Origin of the sequence: Candidatus Paracaedibacter acanthamoebae (genome assembly GCF_000742835.1) — a bacterium.
In the GTDB taxonomy this organism is placed as follows: domain Bacteria; phylum Pseudomonadota; class Alphaproteobacteria; order Paracaedibacterales; family Paracaedibacteraceae; genus Paracaedibacter; species Paracaedibacter acanthamoebae.
The window spans coordinates 683,891-705,114 of the sequence record NZ_CP008941.1 but is presented as its reverse complement, the minus strand read 5'-3'; the positions used below and the strand labels follow the sequence as shown (position 1 = coordinate 705,114).

Here is a 21,224-nt window from a genome sequence, read left to right as displayed (position 1 = left end):
GGACACGTGGCGTTATTTCTATCCACATTTACGAATAAAATAGACAAAAAAGGACGAGTTTCGATTCCGGCGCCTTTTCGTACGGTTTTATCTAACCAGAGCTTTCAAGGAATAGTTCTTTTTAGGTCATTAAACCGCCCTGTCATCGATGGATGTGGAGTTGATCGCCTTAATCGTTTAAGTGAACAGCTCGAAACAGGCGATTTTATACCCAGTGCAAATCATGACTACACTGCTATGATGTTTGCTGAGGCAAGAATGCTATCGTTTGATGCTGAGGGACGCGTGTCCATCCCTGAAGATTTGTTACAGCATGCGGCAATTCAAGAACAAGTAACTTTTGTGGGCCGGGGGCCAACATTTGAATTATGGTGCCCTACAGCATTTGCGGCTGATCATGAACAACGTCGTCAGCGCTTATTATGCCAGCAAGGAGGGCAGGGATGAGTCATATCCCAGTTCTATTAAATGAAATGCTTGATGCACTCGCGGTAAGGGATGGTGCTGTGTATGTTGATGGTACCTTTGGTGGTGGCGGGTATACGCGGGCCATTCTCAACAAGGCTGATTGCCAGGTAATTGCTGTGGATCGGGATCCGGCAGCTATAGCCCGTGCATGCGACCTTCAAAAGGAATATCCTGATCGTCTCCACGTCTTTCACGGCGTATTTTCCAGCTTGCCAACCTTGATGGCTCAAAGTCAGTTTGACCAAATTGATGGTGTCGTTTTTGATTTTGGTGTGTCGTCTTATCAAATTGATACGCCCGACCGGGGGTTTTCTTTCCGCTTTGATGGGCCGTTGGATATGCGTATGTCCGACGATGGCGAGAGTGCAGCCGATATCGTCAACACTTATGACGAAGAAGATCTTGCCAATATTATTTATACATATGGGGAGGAACATCGATCACGCCGCATCGCGCGGGCCATTGTGGAATTAAGAAAGGTTAAGCCCATTCAAACCACGTTAGAGCTTGCCAACCTAATAAAATCAAAGCTTGGTGGCCGACCAGATGCGCAACATCCCGCCACATTAACATTTCAAGCCTTGCGTATAAAGGTAAATAATGAGTTAATAGAGATTGAACGTGGTTTAAAGTTCGCTGAAGATTTTCTTCGTGCTGATGGGCGGCTTGTTGCAGTCACTTTTCACTCTTTAGAAGATAGAATAGTGAAAAGTTTCTTGCGCGAAAAAGCTGTTCGTAAACACAAACAGTCGAGATTATTACCCGGAGAGAAAGCACCCTCTCCGCCAAGTTTTTTTGATCTCTATCCTAAGGGCGTCGCCCCGTCGGAGTCAGAAATCTCAGTCAATCCACGGTCTAGATCTGCGCGATTGCGTGCAGCTGTGCGCCTGCCTTCTGGACAACAAGGAGGAACAGATGCGTAAGAGCACACTCGTCGTTGGTCTATTAACGGCAGCTATCGGGTTTGGATTGTTCCAATTGAAGTATGAAATGATGACTTTGGAAAGTGAATATCGACAATTAAATCGCAATATTAGGTTAAGCGAAGAGTCAGTCTCTGTCCTAAAAGCAGAGTGGGCGCACCTAACCAATCCTTCATCTTTACAAAGCATGGCTAGAAAGCACCTGGATGTTGATACAGTAACGCCAAAACAACTGGTATCCTTTAAAAGAATTCCTAAGTCTTATCAAGGCGCAGTACAGTTTGCGGTTTCGGCTGCTACACCAACCCCTAAAAATCCTGATTCTGAACTGGATATGATTCTTGATGAAGCCATTAAAGAAATCTCCTTTAGTCCAACGCGAAGAGGGAAACGTTAGGTATTATGAAGCGTTTTATTAGCCGCCCTCTTGAGTTTTTGACGTATCACTTGAATTCTTGGCAAAAACTTATGCATGATCATAAGATTCTTGAGGCGGCGCGGAACCGAACCTTAGCTATGGGGGGAATTTTCTTATTGGCCTTTATGGTTATTGGTGTCCGCTTGGTGGATGTTATGATTTTTCAAGGTCATTCTCCCGAAACAGAATCGACAATTACGCGTGTAGAACAACTTTTATCAAATCGGGCAGATATTATCGATCGTAACGGTGAAATTTTGGCAACTCACTTAGTAACTGGATCTGTTTATGCAAATCCAAAAGTCATTATTAACGCCGAAGAGGCTGCCCTTAAGATCCATAAAGTTATTCCTGAATTAAAATATGAAACCTTACTGAAAAGACTTAAATCAGAACGTGGTTTTATTTGGGTTGTCCGTCACATTTCACCAAAATTACAAAATGAAATCAATAACTTAGGTATACCTGGTGTTTATTTGCAACGCGATGAGCGGCGCGTCTATCCGCACGGCAATCTGGTTTCCCATGTGTTAGGATATTGCGGTATCGATAACAATGGATTGGGCGGAGTAGAACAGTTTTTTGATACTCGTTTGCGTAAAGATGCAGGGACGCCATTGCAGTTATCGATTGATATGCGCGTCCAGCACTTAGTTCGCGAAGAATTACAAGATGCAATTCGTGAGTTTTCAGCGGAGGGGGCCAATTGCATTATCATGACTGCCGAAGGTGAGATTCTGGCGATGGTTTCTTTGCCTGATTTTGATCCAAACTTACCCAATCAAAATTTAGTTAATACCACCTTTAATCGGAATACCTTAGGAATTTATGAATGTGGTTCTATTTTCAAGGTTTTCAATACGGCGATTGCTTTGGATAGTGGGCGGGCTCGAATTAATAGTATTTATGATGCTACTACGCCGATTAAGGTGGGATCAAAATCAATCACAGATTTTAAAGGAAAAAATCGTCCTTTAGATGTCCGTGAAGTGTTTGTTTATTCCTCTAATATTGGTTCAGCTAAGATGGCTTTAGATTTTGGAAGCCGCCTTCAGCGGGAGTATTTCCAAAAGTTGGGGTTGTTAAAAACACCTAAACTAGAGCTTCCAGAAATTGGAGCACCTTTGCTGCCGCCCCACCATTGGTCAGATGTGACCACAATGACCTTATCGTATGGATATGGGATTGCCGTAAGTCCCTTAATGTTAGTAGATGCAGTGCGCGCTGTTATCAAAGGATACCGTAAGTACTCTGCAACCCTTTTAAAGCGGATGGATGATTGTGTGCTGCGGAGTGAGGGAGAGCATAGAATTGTCTCAGAAAGGACCTCTGCAACAATTCGTGACTTAATGCGTCTTGTGGTTCAGGAGGGGACTGCTAAAAAAGCTAATGTTCCCGGCTATGAAGTTATTGGCAAGACAGGAACAGCTCACAAGAGTCAAGGTAGACGGGGATATAACGTCGATCGTATCACCTCCTTCGTAGGGGCCTTTCCAAAAGATAACCCACAATATATTGTGGCTGTATTCTTGGATAGTCCTAAGCCCACGAAGAATACCCATGGCTATGCGACAGGGGGGTGGAATGCTGCCCCGACAGCAGGCAAGATTATTACGAGATTGGCCTCACTAATGGGCGTGCAACCAACAGAAAATGATGCTATAAATGATAACTATGGATTCATCCCAATTCGCCATACCGTTGTCGACAGCCATGAAGATTAAAGAAATACTGCCTAATTTACCTGATAATTCTATAGTATCATCAGATATCAAATGCGTGATCAGTGATTCCCGCCAAGTAACTGCTGGTGACCTGTTTATTGCCATAACTTGCGATACTGTCATTGATAATATTCGCGCTGCTATTAAAAATAAAGCGGCTGCTATTGTCTTAGAGGCTTCTGTTCACGATAAAGTAAGGCAACATTTTCCCACCACAATTTTTATTGTCGTTGCAAATGCTCGGGAAGCCTTGTCCGTTGCGGCAGCCCATTTATATCCAACTCAACCCAATAATATTTTTGCCGTAACAGGAACAAATGGTAAAAGTTCTGTGATAACTTTTATCCGACAAATTCTGGGAGAATTGGGTCAAACTACTGCTAGTTTTGGAACGGTTGGATTAGAGTTGACCGCTCAGCCTGAGATAGCTTCTTTGATTAATGTGCCAAAACTAACCACTCCGGATGCCATGTCGCTGCATCGAATGTTACATCAATTGGCCAGTCGCGGCATTCATAATTTCGCCTTTGAAGCGTCGAGTCATGGGTTGGATCAATACAGACTTCACCAAGTTCGGGTGGGAAGTGCTGGCTTTACCAATTTAACCCAGGACCACCTGGATTACCATGACAGTATGGAGGCTTACTTCGATGCGAAGATCAAACTCTTCACGGAAGTTTTGGCGGATGGAAGGGCTGCTACCATTAATGTTGGCTGTCCATACGGTAAGTCTTTGGCCCTAATGTTGCGCCAAAAAAACAAGCGTGTCATCACTTATGCTGTGGGGGCCCCGGCAGATCTCGTGGCTTCAAAAATTCATTTAGAATCTGGGCGAATTAAATTTAACCTTGTTTTTGATTCAAAAGATTATGGTCAGCAAGAAATTGCTATGGCAGGGATCTTTCAGGTTGAAAATATTTTATGTGCTATAGGGATGATTATGGGAATGGGATATTCCCTAACTGATATATTAAAAGCAGTGCCTCGGATTAAAAGTGCCCCAGGCCGTATGGAACTTGTGGGTCATAGATCTAATGGAGCCGCCGTTTATGTTGATTATGCCCATACACCTGATGCTCTTATGAGAGCCTTACAAGCCTTGCGATTTCATGTGAAAGAAGGACACCGCCTCCATGTGGTCTTTGGATGTGGCGGCAATAGAGATGCTCTCAAGCGCTCTTTAATGGGCAAGATTGCTGACGATTTTGCCGACGTTATTATTGTGACAGATGATAATCCGCGCCATGAGGATCCTTCCTTTATCCGAGCCCAAGTGTTGGCAAACTGCCCGCGTGGGAAAGATATTGGCGATCGCAAGCAAGCGATAGAACAAGCAATTGCTAATCTTAACACAGGCGATATCTTGTTGATTGCTGGGAAGGGCCATGAAACTGGCCAATTAATAAAGGATGAAGTAATTCCTTTTGATGATGGTCAAGTTGCTGCTAAGGTCTTACAAAAGTATGAAGCTGCAAATAGATCGCAAACGACTTCAGCACGCTAATTATTATCTTCAAACACCTGACTTTATTTTACGACAAGTAAATCATCCCAACGTGTTGTGTAGGCTGGGGAGATGCGTTCTTTACGATCTTTCCATTTGACATTTAGGCCGCAGGATCCATGGACAATAGTACTACGACCATACCGACGATTAATAGTGTCCATGGCTTTGGCCAAATTAGATGTTTTTTCTTCCCGTTGAGGGGGAAGAGAAGGAGCAAATAAATCCAACTGAATGGTATTGTGCGGGTAGAAATCAAGCAAAATCACCCCAGCCTTAATGTATTTATACCCGGGAAGGAAGATTTGTTCTAAGACTTTACACGCAGCGGTGGTGATGGCCAAATCGTCATAGATAGGAAATGGAAGCGTAATTGTGCCCGTTCGGAATACTTGTGGATCTTGGGGGCGGAATTTATTTGTGCGAATATACACCATAAGAGTTTGTGTACGCTGCTGTGATTGTCTGAGTTTTTCACCAGCCCTTGAGGCATAACCAGCAATAATCTGGCGGAGCTCTTCCATTGTGCTGACACCACTACTGAAACTGCGAGTGACTTGGATTGATTTTCGAGTAGCGGGAGACTCATCGATTGTATGACAAGGGATTCCATGTAATTCCATCCATAATCGCTCTCCCGTGACTGTATATTTGCGCCGTATCCAAGAGCGATCAGCTTGATATAAATCCCAGCCCGTGCGAATGCCGGCTCGGAGGAGGGACTCGCTGATTTTCCGCCCAATTCCCCAGATGTCTCTGACAGGGATTCCCATCAAGGCACTCATAATGTCTGATTCTGAGCTAAGAATGCAGACTCCCTTGTGAAAGCTATTCTTTTTGGCATACAGATTGGCAATTTTAGCCAATGTTTTTGTTGGAGCAATCCCTAAGCTTGTCGGAATGCCGATATGTTGATGAATCGTTTTGCGGATCTTTTGTCCAAATTCTGGTAGGTTTTCCATATTCGATAAATCAAGAAAGGCTTCATCAACAGAGTAAACTTCAATAGTAGGAACAATACTTTCGAGCGTTTGCATGACGCGCGCCGACAAGTCACCGTAAAGGGCAAAGTTGGATGAAAATAGCTGAATATTATGCTGTTCTACGATATGGCGTACCTTAAAGTAAGGAATTCCCATGGGAATTCCGAGGGCTTTAACTTCATTCGATCGAGCAATAACGCACCCATCATTATTGGATAAAACAATAACAGGTTTCTTGGCTAAGTCAGGCCGAAAGACTCGCTCACAAGAAACAAAGAAATTATTGCAATCAATCAAGCCAATCATTTTAAACGCTATGGATAACGGTGGTAACAACGCCCCAAATGCTAAAGTCCATATCGGGCGTAATAACCAAGGGTTGATAGTTTGAATTTTCAGGGACAAGAATATATTGATTTGTTTGTATTTTTAGCCGTTTAACAGTTAATTCTCCATCAACAATGGCAATCACAATATTTCCCGTTTTAGGGGAAAGGGAACGATCCACAATCAAGATGTCGCCCGCATGGATGCTCGCCTGGATCATGGAATCACCACTGACCCTCACAAAGAATGTAGCCGCGGGATGTTTAATCAAATATCGATTTAAATCCAAAGCTGTTTCCACAGCATCATCAGCAGGGGACGGAAATCCCGCTTGAACTCGGCTGGCATAGAGGGGCAACGGTAGTACGCCGCCTGGTTCTTCATAGCGTCCGATAATATCAACAGTGTCTTTAAGTGGTTTGTTCATCGTCCTTCTAGGTTTTCTCAGGAACCCAGCTCTTCTCAACGGTATCAAGATTTTTATCGGCAATCCCTTGACGTACAGCTGCCAATAATCGATTCATAAAGTTGACATTATGGAGTGTAATCAAGGTATAAGCCGCGAGTTCTTGGGCCTTTAACAAATGATGCAAATAGGCCTTGGTATAATTGCGACAGGTGTGGCATGAACAATCTGGCTCAATTGGCGTATAATCCTCGCGGAATTGGCTGTTGGTTAGAACAATATGCTCGCGAGCTGGTTTGGGATTGTTTTCCGGCCGCACTAAGGCGCCCCCATGGCGGGCTAAGCGGGTAGGATGGACACAGTCAAAGGTGTCAATCCCATGCCGAACGCCATTAAAGATATCCTGTACCCCCCCAATACCAAGCAAGTGAACTGGTCTGTCTTCACGCAAGTTGGCCATCGTCATGGCAACAACATCATACATTTGAGATTTGCTGGCCCCCAGCGAACCACCAACCGCATGACCAAAAAAATCCTGGTTGTTGACAAAGTCACACGCTTCAAGGCGGAGATCCTCATAAACGCCTCCTTGCAAAATCCCATATAATTTTTGGGTGTCATCATCGTGCCGACGAAATTCTTCTAGACTGCGCACAGCCCAACGGTGGCTCATATGCATGGATCTAGCCGTATAACGCTTGTCCACATGGAACGGCGTGCACTCATCTAAAACAACGACAAAGTCGGGGCCCAGTTCGCGTTGAATTTGAACAGAACGTTCAGGCGTCAAGAGATAGGTTTGCCCATTGATATAGGATTTGAACTTAGCACCTTCTTCTGTAATTTTGAGCATCGTTCGAGGCCGATTTGAGTTACGACGACCTTTAATTTCTTCAGCAACGGAACCATGGCCCAGACTAAAAATTTGGAAGCCACCCGAATCAGTCAGCATCGGACCTTTCCAACCCATGAATTTGTGGAGACCCCCAGCCTTATGGATAATATCAGAGCCAGGTTGTAGCATCAGATGATAGGTGTTGGATAAAATAAACTGCGTTCCTTCCGCTTGCATTTGCTCTGAGGTTACCCCTTTAATAGCTGCTTTGGTGGCACAAAAAATAAAGGCCGGTGTTTCGACCACACCATGGGGGGTTTCAAGACGGCCGAGCCGAGCACGGGAATTGGGGTCCGGGCGATGGAAGGTGAAGCTAAATTTGGTCATCCTTATTCTTAAACCTCTTTTATAACAGTTTCTTTTTAGCTCATGAGTTTATCAAAAGCTTATTCGAAATATTTTAGTCTTTAGAGACGTTCCGATTCCGCATAACCTTTTTTCTGCTCCTGAACTAAATGGCTCGGTTTCGAAAAAGGTTTGGTAAAATAATAACTTAGGTACAAAACTGGCGTTGATACAATAGCGATCAGGACGCGAGCGACATAAGTTCCTAGAATATAGGTAAATATTAATGTTTGCAAGGATACTGGCTGAGGCGCCAGGATCACCCAAGCCAACGTGCTAAAAATAATATTGTCCACCAGCGCCCCGACCATTGTTGAAAGACTCGTTCTTAGCCAAAGATGGCGGTGGCGCGTATAGGTATTAAGGGCGTTAAAGATTTGAATATCAATCAATAAGCTAACCACAAATGAAACAAGGCTGGCAATGACAAGGCGCGGGGCAGGAAGGAATAAAGTTTCCATGGCGGTTTGAGCGGCATCGCCCGCAAGGGGGGAATGTCCTAGCGTCAGAACCATTAAGATTGTGACAATGATCTGGCTTGAAAAACTAAGCCAAATACTGCGCTGAGCTGCTTTTTTACCATAATGTTCCGTGATAATGTCGCTGACCAAAAAGATCGTTGCAAAGGTAATTGTGCCTAACGCAACCGGCTCAGGCGAAAAGGAAAATTGAGAGACTTTGAGAACCTGAATATTAGCCAAGATGGTGGCGATTATATTATAAGCGTAAAGTCCATAAAGCCCTAGAGTTCTTAATAAAGCGAGAATGATGATCACACTGGTTATAAAAAGATAGAGGGATACCAGTTCAACACTAGATCCCTGCAACCAGGTTATAAAAGTTACAATATATGTCGTATCCATGGGGGATAGTATACCCGAGAATACCAAAATTCTAAAGGATGGAATTTAAAGTTTTCCGAGCGGTTATTTTATCTACTAGCGTCGATTTCAGCGTTAGAAAGTTATAGTCGTGCTTCTGAGCTTTTATAGCACGTGGGTAAATTATTCTAATAAGTTAGGGCAGTTTGTTTTTAAGTTGGTATGCACTAGATCCATATAGATATCTTCTGCAAGGCGGTTTAATTCTTGCGAGTAAGACGTATTATTTTTAAAAGGGTATCTGAATCCATATTTAATAGAAGCGGCTTTGGGACCTGCCATTCCTTCCCGGGTGACTTTAAAAGCTTCATTGTCATAACTTGTGTCATAGCTACAGGATTCTCCCCGGCACTGGGCTGGATCAAAATTTTTTAAAACAGCCATAACCACATGGGGTACTCTTTTCGGATACTTTGCTGTTTTGTCCGGGACACCGCTTGCCTTAATTCTGACCATCCCTCCATCTCGATGAGTATAAATATGCATCTTGACCACATCAGGATCTTTTTCATCGGCGGTTTGCTCACCATTCAACTTCCAATACCTTTTATCTGCCCCTTGGTCTACCAATAAAGGAACAGCTTTCCAACTAAACCCTTCTTTAACAAGCTCATCATGTAAGGCTTGGGCAGTTTTTCCTTCGGGCTGAATACGGGCGAGAGAGTGACCGCGCTTGCCCTCTCCAAATTCTTTTAGACTTTTCTCAATCTCAGGATTTTCTTTTAAATAGTGTTGATCCCAAATCCCGTGTGGGTCGGAATACTTTCTTTTTGTTGCCTTATATATTTCAATAGCTAAACGAAGTTTCCGGTTTTGTTTGGTTGCTTCGTTTTGGTTGTCAAAACACAAGGCGTCTTGGAATTCTGGAGCAGGGGCAGAATAACCAAAAGAGCCCAGCACATAAAAACTGAAAAATATTCTATCCATTTAATCATTTTTCCTTTTAATTATATTGCGACTATAAGGTTAGGCCCCTCCTAAAAGAAATAGTTAAAATGAGATAAAATTTTACTAAAAAATTGCTGGAGCATTTCTGGGGGTTATTAAGAAATCAGATTAAACATTCCCCCCAGTAAGCGATCGGCACGTTAATGGCAGCAATAGGTTTTTTATTATTATCTGATGCAGGTAAAACTAAGTATAAAAAATTGATAACAAAAAATGTTTATAATTTAAATTATAGATCACCACTTCCTTGATAGAAAGTCGTGCTAATTATTAAAGGAAGATAATACAGATGAAGGTTATTAATAAAAGTTCCACTTTTGCTGCATTTTTGCTTCTTTCGACAACATTAAATGCAATGGAGAAAGATTTTTCCACTAATGACAGCCACGGAGCATTAGTGACTACTCAAGAAATAGAACCGTTGGTATCAGCTAATGGTGGCGACATTCGTTCTACGACATCCATTCTAACAAATGGTTTTGCATATGGGGTGCTTACGGAAGTTGTGCAGTCGAGTTGCCACAATTTTGAAAATGCTTTGCATAATTTAGTTGCGATCCACGGTATTGATGGAATTAGCTTATTTTTTGAGAAAGTTGGTCAAAAAACCGGGGATATTGCTACTAAACAACTTGTAAATATGGCTGTCCAAAAATCTTATTAATGTGGCAACGGGCCCTCTTGATACGGCACACCTTCCTCTCAAGGCAATTAATGCGCTTACAATTCTGGATGGTTTGCTTGTCCATACAGTTTTTAATGCTTTACATGATTATACTCAAAATAAGATTAATGAAGTAATTGATCTGGCAATCAAGAAATTTATGAAAAATAAAGAAAATAGCGTGACTTCTGAGCTTGTGGAGGCTCTAGCAAAATATGGTTCGAGAGAACTGACAAGATCCTTGGGCATGAAACTAAAAAGCATGACAAGAGACCTTATTGCCCAAAGTTCTTATACCTCAGATTATAATAAAATAATCTTGCCAATGGTTGATCTAGTAACTACCGGGACGGGATATAACCTTCATGATAAAATGTCCCAATATATTTTTGCTAATTATCCCCTTGCCCATTTTAAAGACAAACTTAGCCAGCATGTTAAAAGTACGGTGCAGGAAAATACAGGTTTGCTTCGTTATTTGCGAAGTGAATGGGGACGGTTTTCTGGCAAAATAACTGGTCAATTAATAGGGGCTCAGGTTGCGGACACACTGACAGAGTGCTTTATTAATGGCAGAGGACAAATGTTAGCTCAAAATATTCTTTCTGCTCCACTGTTCGATCAACTAAGAAAAGACAGTTCACTATCCGGTGCTGATTATGAGCAAGTTTTAAATGCTGAAAAAGAAGTAAGACGCTTGCGGCTTGAGGTGGAGTTATTAGCTCAACAAGAAGCGCAAAAACAGACTGCAGAGCTAGACCAAGCAAAGCCTGAAGATCAAGAGACTTTGATGTTAACTTCTTTGTCTGTACCAGGAAATGACACTGGTGATCATCAAGAAACGCAGGTGGCTGAGCAACCAAACAGCGGTTGGTATAGCTGGTTCAATCCCTTAACAAATGGCGTAAAATCTGTTGCCAGCAGTACTTATAAGGCTACATCCTATGTGGCAAATACGGCATATACAGCAACTACCTCTGTGGCTCGTTATACATATGACACTTCCATAGCGGTGACAGATAGTTTAATAAATCTTGCAAATGGTATACGGGAAATGCAGTTTATGATAACTTAACTCCTAACCTTATGACACAATGTGGCCAGATTGCTGGTCAACAGATAACGGCCACAATTTTAAATCAAATCTCAGAGAATCTTACTGAATCTGCTATGTCTACTAAGCAACTTTATTCTCAGAAAATTGATATAAAATCTAGCAGGAATTACATTGTTGGCAGTTATGTTCTTAAAACATGCCAGGCTGCTTATGGGGCAACCTCTTATACATTAAATGGCATTTATAATGCTTCTAAATATGTATATGAATTACCTCTAACAGTAAGTGCTGAAATAGATTTGGCGGCTTCCAACGGATGGGCTTCACCATTCCATCCAGAAGATTAATAAAATCTTTTGGGATTAGCTTAAGGGAGGTATTATGCCTCCCTTAAATTTTTTTATGTCTATAGATTTATGAAGCCTTTTATGAGGGCATCCGCTGAATAAAGCTTTTCGCTCGTTCTGATTGAGGCGCTGAGAAAAATTCATCTTTAGATCTCTCTTCAAGGACTTTCCCGTGCTCCAAAAATAACACGTGATCAGCACTCATTCGGCAGATTTTTAATTCATGCGTTGCCATAATAAGAATACGGTCGGGCGCGCGCAGATCTGCAATAAGACGAGCTACATCTTCAACCATTTCAGGATCAAGCGCCGAAGTCGGTTCATCAAATAACAAAATTTTTGGCTCCATCATCAGGGCGCGTGCAATTGCTATCCGCTGTTTTTGACCACCCGATAAGAGACTGGGCTTCATGGTTGCCTTATCCTCCAGACCAAATTGACGCAACATTTCCATTGCCTTTGGGGTGCAGGTTAATTCTGTCATCACTTCAAGCTTTTCCGGAGAATAACATAAATTCTCTATGACCGTGAGATGAGGAAACAAGTGAAATTGCTGGAAAACCATCCCAATGTCTGCGGGCTTTAAGGACTGAATAGACTGGCCATTCAAGGTAATGCTGCCTGGATCTGAGGGTTCTAACCGAGCAATACACCGCATCAACGACGTTTTACCACTTCCCGAGGGGCCTAACAGAGCTGTAATTTCCCCTGGTTTAAAGGAGCAATTAACATGATCCAGGATTTTATTCCCATTTGAAGTTAGGGATAAATTGGAAACTCTAAGCATAGCTCAACCTCTTTTCCAGGCGTTTTGCCAACAAGGCAATCAACATTACAATTATATAGTAGCATGCCGCAGCAATGATTAAAGGTTCAAAATACAAATACTTCTCGCTGGCAACCTTTTGGGCTTGCCGTAAAAGGTCGGCTTCGCCAATAGTTGAGACCAAAGATGACTCTTTTAAAAGATCAATCATTTCGTTAACTAATGCGGGCAGGGTGTTGCGAATTGCCTGAGGCATAATAATGCCAAAAATGGTTTGACGACGGCTTAATCCAAGCATTTGAGCCGCCTCCCATTGGCCTTTATCGACCGATTGGATGCCGGCTCGAATAATTTCGGATGTATAAGCTGCCGAATTCAAGGCAAATGTCAAAATACCTGCTTCAAAGGTTGATATTGTATAGCCTGTTAGCTGTGGCGTAGCGTAGTAAATCAAGCCCAGTTGCACCAATAAAGGCGTGCCGCGAAATACAGAGGTATACGCGCTGGCTATAAAGCGAATGACTTTCATTCGGCTAAGCTTTGCTAAGGCAAGCCCAATACCCAACGGTAATCCACATAAGAGGGATAGGATTGTAAATTTAAGAGTGATCCCTAATCCTTGTAGGATAAGGGGGATTGAGGGAATAATCGCTTCAAAATTTAAATGCATGACCTATTCTTTCGTTTTTGAAGAGCAGGGATCAAAGCCACTCTCTGTTAACGTGATCCCATGATGTCCAATTTTACTCTATTTCAACCATTCCTGAATCAACTTATCCAGACTGCCATCAGCCTTCATCTCAGCTAAGGCTGTATTAAGTTTATCTTTTAAAGCCGATCCCTTAGGCAATGCAATCGCCACCTCAGTCTCTGATCCGCTAATGGGAATAGCCTTTAAATCAGGTTGTTCCAGTGCTAGGCGTTTGGCCTCAGTTGTCCCCATCAAAATGCAAACGATTCTTTTTGACTTAAGGTCTTGGATTAAGTCAGGAATTTTTGGCAAGCTTTTAATCGTTAGCTCTCCTAATTGATTCTTTAAGCCGTCATTGGCATAGGGCTCATAAACTGATCCAGCTTGTAAACCAATTGTCGTCCCTTTAAGGTCAAGAATGGTTGCAACGTCCGACTCTTTTGAACAAACCATGGCAATGCCGCCAGAATAATAGGTGTTTGTAAAGTCCACGGCTTGCTTTCGGTCTTCGGAGGCAGAGATAGAAGAAATTGCTGCATCAATACGTTTCGTTTGTAATGCCCCGATAATACCATCGAAATTCATATCTTTGAATTCAACGTCAACGCCCAACTTTTTCGTTAAGGCTTCCATTAAGGCCACATCAAAACCTACAATTTTACCATTCTTGAAATATTCGAAAGGAGGATAATCCGCGGACAAGCCAATGATAAGTTTGTTAGGTTCTTTAGGGGCATTAGCTTCTTCTTTTTTGCAGCCCATCAGCAAGCTTGTGATGAGAGCAAGGGATAATAATTTTTTCATTTTGATACCTTTATATAATATTATGTGTCGTCTTGGGTTGAGAGAGATTCACAGGAATTCAATTTCCCCATCCTTAATTCCAGACTTGAAGAGAATAGCCTTCCATAATTCTTTTATTTGCCAGACTAAGGAATCATATTTTTATCCATGATGGATAAAAATATGATTCCTTAGTCTCTAAGATACTGTTTAACAAATAGGAATTAATCCAGGGGATGGAATAGTTTATCAGAGATTTGTGCGGCGTCGCCGCGTCGTCGATGTTGGTGAATGTAATCGAGTGTTTTTGCCAGGACAGGGGTGATACCATACTTGGTAACGCCGCTAATCACATACAAATTTTCATGGGAAACAACCGATTTAAGATCGTTGAGTTTGTTCGCAATTTCTTCTTCGGTTAGGGCATCGCATTTATTAAGAGCAACAACCTCTGGTTTGCTTTCTAAGCCATAACCATAAGCTTCGAGTTCATTGCGAATCGTGATATAAGCGTGGGCCACATCCTCTTGGGTGCCATCAATCAAATGCAAAATTACCCCGCAGCGTTCCACGTGCCCTAGAAAGCGGGTCCCTAGTCCTGCACCTTGGTGCGCATTTTCAATCAAGCCTGGCAGGTCGGCCAGAGTAAATTCTTCTTCATGGACATACACCATCCCTAATTGAGGGGCTAACGTGGTGAACGGATAATCAGCAACTTTTGCTTTAGCCCGCGATACGGCTGATAGAAAAGTCGATTTTCCAGCATTCGGCAAGCCAACAAGACCAGCATCAGCAATAAGCTTTAACCGCATCCATACCCAACGCTCGTTTCCTTCCCAGCCCGGAATCGTTTTCCGAGGAGCTTGATTGGTTGCTGTTTTAAAGTGAGTATTGCCAAACCCGCCATCGCCCCCGCGAGCAAGAATAAACCTTTGGCCGGGTTCTATCATATCAACAATAAGGGTTTCCTTATCATCATCCAGAATCTGGGTGCCGACTGGCACCATCAAGACCATATCGTCGCCATCAGCACCGGTTCTATTACGGCCAGAACCACCTTGCCCGCTCTGGGCCCGAAAATGCTGTTGATAACGATAATCAATTAAAGTGTTAAGATTGTCCGCAGCTTCGAGGATGAGGTTGCCACCGCGTCCCCCATTACCCCCATCGGGACCACCATATTCAATAAATTTCTCGCGCCGAAAACTACAGCAGCCATTGCCGCCGTTTCCGGCTTTAACATAAATTTTAACTTGATCAAGAAATTTCATGGTTTTTATCTTCTTATTTTATCCACATACTATGTCGTATTTTATGACTGATTATCAAGATAAAATTTGTAGTCTATCAGGAAAATACTCGATAAAAAATATTTTACAATAAACTATATATCCATATTATGTAGACGGCGTTTATGTCGTGCTTCTTGCAACAATTGATGCAAAGCGGGACCAAAAATGTTGAATTTTTGAAAAGGTAAAAGATTATTTGTATCTAAGGCTTTATCGAGCACGTCGTCATCTGGATAAGAATTATTATATTTATTAATAATGTGAAGGCGTAATGTTTCTGCCTCAAACAGATGGAATGCATATCTTCCTTCTACATTTAATGGAAATTGAGAATAATCTCTTAGTATATTCTCTTTAATGGGGGCAATATTGCTAACGTTTAAATAGCTATCCGTATGGACTGTTTCTTCTACCAAAGAATAAAACCCTAGATCTTCCTTGTAGGTGTCTGTAAAAACCTGAGTAAAGACTTGAGCCTCATTGGTGATGTTAAATTCATGTATAAGCTGTGCTTTTATAAAATCAAGCTCTTCTTTCTGGTTTCGACCATTATGGAGTTTTCTAATTTCTTCTTCCTCCTTTTCGAAGGCGCTGATATCTACCTCATATTCCTCATCAATATCTCCATATATTTCATCTACTTCCTTTTCACCAAGAATGTCCTCTAATTCATCCCAAAAAGGTTCTTCTTTTATGGGACAATAGAGTATTTCATTATAAGTATATAGCTTAGCTATAATATCTTGCGGCTCATACGATCCTAATTCTTGTTTAGAAACCCCAAAAAGATGGTGAAGGTTATTAGAATAATGTTTATGAGCCACAATAGTTCTACCGGATCTATTATTTCTAATTCCGATAAAGACGCAGGGAGAGATCGATCCTACGACAGCGGTTATTTGAGGTGTTGCGTCATCTAGTACTGTATAGGCGCGTTCTGGAACAAAAATAGTCGTTCTTGCTTCTTCCAGCGTCATTTCTTTGTAAGGGAGGGGAAGGGTTACAGTCTGAAACTCCCGAGGAAAAGTTTCAAAAGTATAGCTGGAGGCAAAGCTTAAGCTAATAGAGAGAAAAAATAGGACTAAGTATTTCATTTTCTAATTCAATAAATATTTTTTTCCCGAAAATAAATTGAATCTGAATGAGAGTCAATTGTTTTCTGGAAATTACATGTTTTATTTGAAAAAGAATGAGGCGTAAAAAAGGGGGGGAATTATAAGCCCCTCTTTTTTAGCCATGCATTCTGGAAGCGTCATCAACTTTGATCGTATGACGATTGCGAAAATAGACTACAAGAATCGCTAAACCGATGGCCGCTTCGGCAGCGGCAACTGTTAAAATAAAAATCGTAAAGATTTGACCAGCAAGGTCATGCAAATAATTGGAAAAAGCAACAAAATTAATGTTGACGGATAATAAGATTAACTCGATCGACATTAAAATGACGATAACATTACGACGATTTAAAAATATTCCCATTATTCCAACTGTGAATAATAGAGCAGCTAAAACTAAATAATGGCTAAGGCCAATGGTGAGGGCTTGGTCGAGGGTCATAGAGAAACTCCTTTACCGGATTCAATTTTATGGAGGGTCAACGTATCCGCCGGACTACGGTGCATTTGTTCAATCGGATTTTGGCGGCGTGTTTCAGGACGAAATCTTAATGTCAAGGTAATGGCCCCAATCATAGCAACCAGCAGAATCAATCCAGCAATTTGAAAGGCTAAGAAGTAATCTGTGTACAGAACACTGCCAATCATTTGGGTATTTGTTAATTCTGAAGTTTGAAGAGCCACTGTTTTCGTCATATTAACCGCGGGTTTCCAGCCCAGAGCAATAATAGACAACTCGGCTGCTAGAACTAACCCAATGAAAGCTGAAAATGGTGCATACTTTGAAAGGCCTTGCCGCAATTCTTGGAAATCAATATCCAGCATCATGACCACGAACAAGAATAGAACAGCCACCGCTCCAACATAAACAATGGCGAGAGTCATGGCTAATAATTCCGCATTGAGCAACAAGAATAACCCCGTTCCATTGAGAAAGCATAAAATAAGGAACAGGACAGAGTGCACAGGGTTCCTCGCGAGAATGACACACGATGCCGACAGAATTAATGTCCCTGCAAACATGTAAAATAATAATGCTTCACCAATCATTTTTGATCCTTATTTCTCAATGATAATATTACCGATAAGGGGCATCTTTACGCAAGTTCTCTGCAATTTCCCGTTCCCAACGTTCCCCGTTTGCCAACAGACGTTCTTTATCATAATAAAGTTCTTGGTGAGTAAATGTTGAAAACTCAAAGTTTGGCCCTTCGACAATTGCATCCACCGGACAAGCTTCCTGACAGAATCCACAATAAATGCATTTGGTCATATCAATATCATAGCGAGTCGTGCGGCGGCTTCCATCCTCGCGCTCTTCGGCTTCGATGGTGATTGCTTGAGCCGGGCAAATCGCTTCACATAGTTTACAAGCAATACAACGTTCTTCGCCATTCGGGTAGCGCCGAAGGGCATGCTCTCCCCGAAAACGGGGGCTCAGAGATCCTTTTTCATAGGGATAGTTAATTGTGACCTTGGGCCGGAAAAAATACCGCAACGTCAGCCAGAGACCCTTTGCAATTTCAAATAACACCCAATGGCGAATGCGTTTAAATAAGACCGACATTTATATCTCCTATATCTTTGGCAGCCAGCCCATAAACATCAAGAATCCTGCACTAAAGACGACCCATACTAAGGTGAAGGGGAGGAAAATCTTCCAGCCTAACCGCATCAGTTGGTCGTATCTGTACCGCGGCAACGTTGCCCGTACCCAAAGGAAAACAAACAACAAGACACAGATTTTTAAAACAAACCAGACAACGCCCGGGATCATGTTAAAAGGTGCAATGTCAAAGGGTGGCAGCCATCCCCCTAAGAAAAGAACGGTACCAATCGCGCTTTGTAAAATCATGTTAGCATATTCGCCTAAAAAGAAGAGGGCAAATGACAGGGATGAATATTCCACGTGGTAGCCTGCCACCAATTCAGATTCAGCTTCAGGTAAGTCGAAAGGGTTCCGGTTGGTTTCGGCTAAGGCTGAAATAAAGTGAATAATAAACATCGGTAGCAGAGGAATTGCAAACCATACAGTTTTTTGGGCTTCGACAATTTTTGTAAGATTAAGAGATCCAACACAGAGCAAAACTGAAATAATGACAAGGCCAATGGAAACTTCATAGGAAATCATTTGCGCCGCTGATCGCAGCGCCCCTAAGAATGCATAGCGGGAGTTACTAGCCCAACCGGCTATAATAATACCGTAAACACTGAGAGATGACACCGCAAATAAGTACAGAATTCCCACATTAATGTCAGCAAAAACCCAGCCATAATCAAAGGGAATCACAGCCCAAGCAGCAATTGACAAGGTAAATGTAATAACTGGTGCTAAAATAAAGAGATACTTATTAGCCAAGGTAGGAACGATGTTTTCCTTGTGCATCAATTTTAAAGCGTCCGCGATGGGTTGTAACAATCCAAACCATCCTGTAACGTTGGGGCCTTTACGCATTTGCATCAAGCCAATCACCCGGCGCTCAGCATAGGTTAAGTAAGCAATCCCTACGATAAGAGGAATGATGAGGAGCAAGGACTTAACAGCGATCATTGCCATATCGGTTGCGTAAGTCAGGAGTTGATGGTAAATAACTGTAAATTCCATGGGACCTCCTAGGCGCACTTTTTACTGCAACCAGATCCAGCGATTTCAGTCACACAAGCTGCCATAATGCTGGAGTGGCGACTGATTGGATCGGTCATGTAAAAATTGTCGATGGGCGATTTAAACGAAATATGGCTCATACTTTCAGGATATTTTGAGGTAATTTTTTGCCAAGTCGCCGGCGTAATGCAATTCATTTCAGCAAAAATAGGATTGATCTCAATCATTCGGCGCAATACATCCTGACGCGATTCAAATCCAAGGTTAAATCCAGCCTTGGTCGCGATTTGATTGATAATCCCCCAGTCTTCTTGGGCATCGCCCGGATTGGCCACCGCCTTTTCTGTTTGTTGGGGACGGCCCTCTGTATTAACGTAAGTGGCGAATTTTTCAGTATAGGCTAACCCAGGGAGAATAATGTCTGCACGATGGGCACCTTCATCGCCATGATGGCCTAAATAGATAACGCAGGCTTCTCCGAAACTGCCGCCTGGAATGTTATCCACATTGTTGAGGAAAACAGTCTTAATTTGGCCGCGTTGACAGCCCGTCAATATATCAGAGGTTGCCAAGCCATTCGATTTAGGCGTAAAGCCTAAGTCCAAAGCTCCCACCCGGCCAGCTGCAGTGTGTAGAACATTAAAACCATTCCAGCCATCCTGGATCATATTGTGTTTTTCGGCTATTTCTTGACAGAGCCTTAAGATTTCACGGCTATCGCGACGGTTGAGGGCGCCTTGACCAATAATAATCATGGGGCGTTGGGCCGCTTTGAGATGGGCACAAATGCTGTGCGATCCATCAAATATTTCTTTGATCGTTGGGGCTTGTTCGCCAGCATGAGTATAAGGATACGTTAAGTCATAAGTGGTTCCAACAACAGCGATTTGAACGCCGCCCTGTAGATAACGCTTGCGGATTCGTGCATTAACGAGAGGGGCCTCGTGTCGTACATCAGAGGCGACAATCAGAATGAAATCACTTTCTTCAATACCCGCAATTGTACTGTTGAAAATATAGCTGGATCGATTGGTGGAATCGTGGACGGCCCCATCAATACGGCAATCCATGTTGACTGAGCCCACTTTTTGCATCAATTCTTTTAAAACAGTAACAGACTCACAATCTGCTAAATCCCCACTTAAAGCAGCAATTTCCTTTGCGGGTGTGGTGGTTAAGATATGAGCAACTGTTTCAAAGGCTTCTTCCAAAGAGACGGGGGTTAATTTTCCATCCTTACGGACATAGGCTTTATCAAGACGTTGACGGGAAAGACCATCATAGGAAAAACGGGTTTTATCGCTAATCCATTCTTCATTGATATCTTCGTTGAGGCGAGGCAAAACTCGCATAACTTCTTGGCCGCGGGTATCGATACGAATGTTTGATCCAACAGCATCCATAACATCGATGCTGTTTGTTTTTGTCAATTCCCACGGACGGCCATGGAATGTATAAGGTTTATTGGTCAAAGCACCGACTGGGCAAATATCAATCAAATTACCCGATAATTCCGAGGTGAGGGCCCCCTCTAAGTAAGAAGTAATTTCTGTGTGCTCTCCGCGGTGAATTCCGCCAATTTCTGGGGTTCCCGCAATCTCATTGGCAAAGCGAACACAGCGCGTGCAATGAATACAGCGGGTCATGATGGTTTTTACCAGCGGCCCCATGTATTTGTTTGTAACAGCACGCTTATTTAAATCGAAACGACTGCTAGAAGGACCATAGCCCATGGTCAGATCTTGGAGATCACATTCACCGCCTTGGTCACAAATAGGGCAATCCAGCGGATGGTTGAACAATAACAGCTCTAAAACACCTTTACGTGCCTTTTCAACAAGAGGGGTGTTGGTGCGAATCACCATTCCCTCGGCGACAGGCATGGCGCAGCTAGCCACCGGTTTTGGTGACTTTTCAATTTCAACCAAACACATGCGGCAATTGCCGGCAATCGATAGACGGGGATGGTAACAGAAATAGGGAATTTCATATCCAGCTTGTTCACAAGCCTGAAGAACGGTAAGACCGTTTTCAACTTCAATTTCTTTATCATTAACGATTAGCTTTGGCATCGATATTTTC

23 protein-coding genes are annotated in these 21,224 nt (G+C 42.6%); 8 read left to right on the top strand and 15 right to left on the bottom strand.

Annotation, left to right across the window (positions count from 1 at the left end):
* Positions 1 to 6: 6 nt before the first annotated feature.
* Genes ID47_RS03195 through ID47_RS03175 form a run of 5 tightly spaced genes read left to right on the top strand, consistent with a single transcriptional unit; the run spans position 7 to position 5,037 of the window.
* Positions 7 to 447, top strand: coding sequence for a division/cell wall cluster transcriptional repressor MraZ (locus tag ID47_RS03195; protein ID WP_038463778.1), 441 nt, complete (start codon positions 7 to 9; stop codon positions 445 to 447).
* Positions 444 to 1,391: a 16S rRNA (cytosine(1402)-N(4))-methyltransferase RsmH gene (rsmH, locus tag ID47_RS03190; protein ID WP_051908506.1), complete on the top strand. Its 948-nt coding sequence runs from the start codon at positions 444 to 446 to the stop codon at positions 1,389 to 1,391. Before ID47_RS03195 ends, rsmH begins: the two co-directional genes overlap by 4 nt.
* Positions 1,384 to 1,788, top strand: coding sequence for a cell division protein FtsL (gene ftsL, locus ID47_RS03185; RefSeq protein ID WP_051908503.1), 405 nt, complete (start codon positions 1,384 to 1,386; stop codon positions 1,786 to 1,788). Before rsmH ends, ftsL begins: the two co-directional genes overlap by 8 nt.
* A 5-nt stretch (positions 1,789 to 1,793) precedes the next feature.
* On the top strand, positions 1,794 to 3,533 hold the full coding sequence (locus ID47_RS03180) for a peptidoglycan D,D-transpeptidase FtsI family protein (protein ID WP_051908501.1): 1,740 nt from the start codon (positions 1,794 to 1,796) through the stop codon (positions 3,531 to 3,533).
* Positions 3,475 to 5,037, top strand: a complete 1,563-nt coding sequence (locus ID47_RS03175; protein WP_084675892.1) for a UDP-N-acetylmuramoyl-L-alanyl-D-glutamate--2,6-diaminopimelate ligase — start codon at positions 3,475 to 3,477, stop codon at positions 5,035 to 5,037. Before ID47_RS03180 ends, ID47_RS03175 begins: the two co-directional genes overlap by 59 nt.
* 23 nt (positions 5,038 to 5,060) lie before the next feature.
* Here the strand turns inward: ID47_RS03175 and ID47_RS03170 are convergent, their stop codons facing one another.
* From ID47_RS03170 to ID47_RS03150, 5 genes are all read right to left on the bottom strand, one after another.
* The gene (locus ID47_RS03170) at positions 5,061 to 6,326 is read right to left on the bottom strand and encodes a Y-family DNA polymerase (RefSeq protein WP_038463770.1); all 1,266 of its coding nucleotides are present in this window, start codon (positions 6,324 to 6,326) and stop codon (positions 5,061 to 5,063) included.
* A 1-nt stretch (position 6,327) separates the two neighbouring features.
* Positions 6,328 to 6,774, bottom strand: a complete 447-nt coding sequence (locus ID47_RS03165; RefSeq protein ID WP_038463767.1) for a LexA family protein — start codon at positions 6,772 to 6,774, stop codon at positions 6,328 to 6,330.
* Between the two features lie 7 nt (positions 6,775 to 6,781).
* Entirely contained in the window at positions 6,782 to 7,975 is a 1,194-nt protein-coding gene (tgt, locus tag ID47_RS03160) for a tRNA guanosine(34) transglycosylase Tgt (RefSeq protein WP_038463764.1), read from the bottom strand.
* Between the two features lie 80 nt (positions 7,976 to 8,055).
* The gene (locus tag ID47_RS03155; protein WP_051908499.1) at positions 8,056 to 8,856 is read right to left on the bottom strand and encodes a queuosine precursor transporter; all 801 of its coding nucleotides are present in this window, start codon (positions 8,854 to 8,856) and stop codon (positions 8,056 to 8,058) included.
* Positions 8,857 to 8,997: 141 nt separating this feature from the next.
* On the bottom strand, positions 8,998 to 9,801 hold the full coding sequence (locus ID47_RS03150; protein WP_038463761.1) for a hypothetical protein: 804 nt from the start codon (positions 9,799 to 9,801) through the stop codon (positions 8,998 to 9,000).
* A 310-nt stretch (positions 9,802 to 10,111) separates the two neighbouring features.
* On the opposite strand from ID47_RS03150, the gene ID47_RS03145 reads away from it, so the two are divergent.
* From ID47_RS03145 to ID47_RS03135, 3 genes are read left to right on the top strand one after another with little or no spacing between them, the layout of a single operon-like run.
* A complete protein-coding gene (locus tag ID47_RS03145) occupies positions 10,112 to 10,486 on the top strand; it encodes a hypothetical protein (protein ID WP_038463758.1) in 375 nt (124 codons plus the stop codon).
* 1 nt (position 10,487) lies between these two features.
* A complete protein-coding gene (locus ID47_RS03140; protein WP_038463755.1) occupies positions 10,488 to 11,561 on the top strand; it encodes a hypothetical protein in 1,074 nt (357 codons plus the stop codon).
* A gap of 11 nt (positions 11,562 to 11,572) precedes the next feature.
* Positions 11,573 to 11,890, top strand: coding sequence for a hypothetical protein (locus tag ID47_RS03135; protein ID WP_038463753.1), 318 nt, complete (start codon positions 11,573 to 11,575; stop codon positions 11,888 to 11,890).
* Between the two features lie 79 nt (positions 11,891 to 11,969).
* Here the strand turns inward: ID47_RS03135 and ID47_RS03130 are convergent, their stop codons facing one another.
* The 10 genes from ID47_RS03130 to nuoG form a co-directional block, all read right to left on the bottom strand.
* Positions 11,970 to 12,677, bottom strand: a complete 708-nt coding sequence (locus ID47_RS03130) for an amino acid ABC transporter ATP-binding protein (protein ID WP_038463750.1) — start codon at positions 12,675 to 12,677, stop codon at positions 11,970 to 11,972.
* Positions 12,670 to 13,326: an amino acid ABC transporter permease gene (locus ID47_RS03125; protein WP_038463747.1), complete on the bottom strand. Its 657-nt coding sequence runs from the start codon at positions 13,324 to 13,326 to the stop codon at positions 12,670 to 12,672. Before ID47_RS03125 ends, ID47_RS03130 begins: the two co-directional genes overlap by 8 nt.
* Before the next feature lie 78 nt (positions 13,327 to 13,404).
* On the bottom strand, positions 13,405 to 14,151 hold the full coding sequence (locus ID47_RS03120) for an ABC transporter substrate-binding protein (protein WP_051908497.1): 747 nt from the start codon (positions 14,149 to 14,151) through the stop codon (positions 13,405 to 13,407).
* Between the two features lie 203 nt (positions 14,152 to 14,354).
* Positions 14,355 to 15,401: a GTPase ObgE gene (gene obgE, locus ID47_RS03115; RefSeq protein WP_038463744.1), complete on the bottom strand. Its 1,047-nt coding sequence runs from the start codon at positions 15,399 to 15,401 to the stop codon at positions 14,355 to 14,357.
* Between the two features lie 113 nt (positions 15,402 to 15,514).
* On the bottom strand, positions 15,515 to 16,516 hold the full coding sequence (locus ID47_RS03110; protein WP_038463741.1) for a hypothetical protein: 1,002 nt from the start codon (positions 16,514 to 16,516) through the stop codon (positions 15,515 to 15,517).
* Positions 16,517 to 16,652: 136 nt separating this feature from the next.
* Positions 16,653 to 16,979 (bottom strand): NADH-quinone oxidoreductase subunit NuoK, encoded by a 327-nt coding sequence (gene nuoK, locus ID47_RS03105; protein WP_038463738.1) that lies wholly within the window; start codon positions 16,977 to 16,979, stop codon positions 16,653 to 16,655.
* Positions 16,976 to 17,587, bottom strand: coding sequence for an NADH-quinone oxidoreductase subunit J (locus ID47_RS03100; RefSeq protein WP_038463736.1), 612 nt, complete (start codon positions 17,585 to 17,587; stop codon positions 16,976 to 16,978). The genes nuoK and ID47_RS03100 overlap by 4 nt, the downstream gene beginning before the upstream one ends.
* A 28-nt stretch (positions 17,588 to 17,615) precedes the next feature.
* Positions 17,616 to 18,104, bottom strand: a complete 489-nt coding sequence (gene nuoI / locus ID47_RS03095; RefSeq protein WP_038463732.1) for an NADH-quinone oxidoreductase subunit NuoI — start codon at positions 18,102 to 18,104, stop codon at positions 17,616 to 17,618.
* 9 nt (positions 18,105 to 18,113) lie between these two features.
* Positions 18,114 to 19,142: an NADH-quinone oxidoreductase subunit NuoH gene (nuoH, locus tag ID47_RS03090; RefSeq protein WP_051908495.1), complete on the bottom strand. Its 1,029-nt coding sequence runs from the start codon at positions 19,140 to 19,142 to the stop codon at positions 18,114 to 18,116.
* Positions 19,143 to 19,150: 8 nt separating this feature from the next.
* A complete protein-coding gene (gene nuoG, locus ID47_RS03085; protein WP_038463729.1) occupies positions 19,151 to 21,214 on the bottom strand; it encodes an NADH-quinone oxidoreductase subunit NuoG in 2,064 nt (687 codons plus the stop codon).
* Positions 21,215 to 21,224: the final 10 nt, after the last annotated feature.

Excerpts from the sequence above, each read along its gene's own strand:
- ftsL (WP_051908503.1), top strand. The coding sequence starts at position 1,384 with ATGCGTAAGAGCACACTCGTCGTTGGTCTATTAACGGCAGCTATCGGG.
- ID47_RS03165 (WP_038463767.1), bottom strand. The coding sequence starts at position 6,774 with ATGAACAAACCACTTAAAGACACTGTTGATATTATCGGACGCTATGAA.
- rsmH (WP_051908506.1), top strand. The coding sequence starts at position 444 with ATGAGTCATATCCCAGTTCTATTAAATGAAATGCTTGATGCACTCGCG.
- nuoG (WP_038463729.1), bottom strand. The coding sequence starts at position 21,214 with ATGCCAAAGCTAATCGTTAATGATAAAGAAATTGAAGTTGAAAACGGT.
- ID47_RS03125 (WP_038463747.1), bottom strand. The coding sequence starts at position 13,326 with ATGCATTTAAATTTTGAAGCGATTATTCCCTCAATCCCCCTTATCCTA.
- nuoK (WP_038463738.1), bottom strand. The coding sequence starts at position 16,979 with ATGACCCTCGACCAAGCCCTCACCATTGGCCTTAGCCATTATTTAGTT.
- obgE (WP_038463744.1), bottom strand. The coding sequence starts at position 15,401 with ATGAAATTTCTTGATCAAGTTAAAATTTATGTTAAAGCCGGAAACGGC.
- ID47_RS03155 (WP_051908499.1), bottom strand. The coding sequence starts at position 8,856 with ATGGATACGACATATATTGTAACTTTTATAACCTGGTTGCAGGGATCT.
- ID47_RS03170 (WP_038463770.1), bottom strand. The coding sequence starts at position 6,326 with ATGATTGGCTTGATTGATTGCAATAATTTCTTTGTTTCTTGTGAGCGA.
- ID47_RS03100 (WP_038463736.1), bottom strand. The coding sequence starts at position 17,587 with ATGATTGGTGAAGCATTATTATTTTACATGTTTGCAGGGACATTAATT.
- nuoH (WP_051908495.1), bottom strand. The coding sequence starts at position 19,142 with ATGGAATTTACAGTTATTTACCATCAACTCCTGACTTACGCAACCGAT.
- ID47_RS03120 (WP_051908497.1), bottom strand. The coding sequence starts at position 14,151 with ATGAAAAAATTATTATCCCTTGCTCTCATCACAAGCTTGCTGATGGGC.
- ID47_RS03150 (WP_038463761.1), bottom strand. The coding sequence starts at position 9,801 with ATGGATAGAATATTTTTCAGTTTTTATGTGCTGGGCTCTTTTGGTTAT.
- ID47_RS03110 (WP_038463741.1), bottom strand. The coding sequence starts at position 16,516 with ATGAAATACTTAGTCCTATTTTTTCTCTCTATTAGCTTAAGCTTTGCC.
- ID47_RS03145 (WP_038463758.1), top strand. The coding sequence starts at position 10,112 with ATGAAGGTTATTAATAAAAGTTCCACTTTTGCTGCATTTTTGCTTCTT.
- nuoI (WP_038463732.1), bottom strand. The coding sequence starts at position 18,104 with ATGTCGGTCTTATTTAAACGCATTCGCCATTGGGTGTTATTTGAAATT.
- tgt (WP_038463764.1), bottom strand. The coding sequence starts at position 7,975 with ATGACCAAATTTAGCTTCACCTTCCATCGCCCGGACCCCAATTCCCGT.
- ID47_RS03175 (WP_084675892.1), top strand. The coding sequence starts at position 3,475 with ATGATAACTATGGATTCATCCCAATTCGCCATACCGTTGTCGACAGCC.
- ID47_RS03130 (WP_038463750.1), bottom strand. The coding sequence starts at position 12,677 with ATGCTTAGAGTTTCCAATTTATCCCTAACTTCAAATGGGAATAAAATC.
- ID47_RS03180 (WP_051908501.1), top strand. The coding sequence starts at position 1,794 with ATGAAGCGTTTTATTAGCCGCCCTCTTGAGTTTTTGACGTATCACTTG.
- ID47_RS03135 (WP_038463753.1), top strand. The coding sequence starts at position 11,573 with ATGACACAATGTGGCCAGATTGCTGGTCAACAGATAACGGCCACAATT.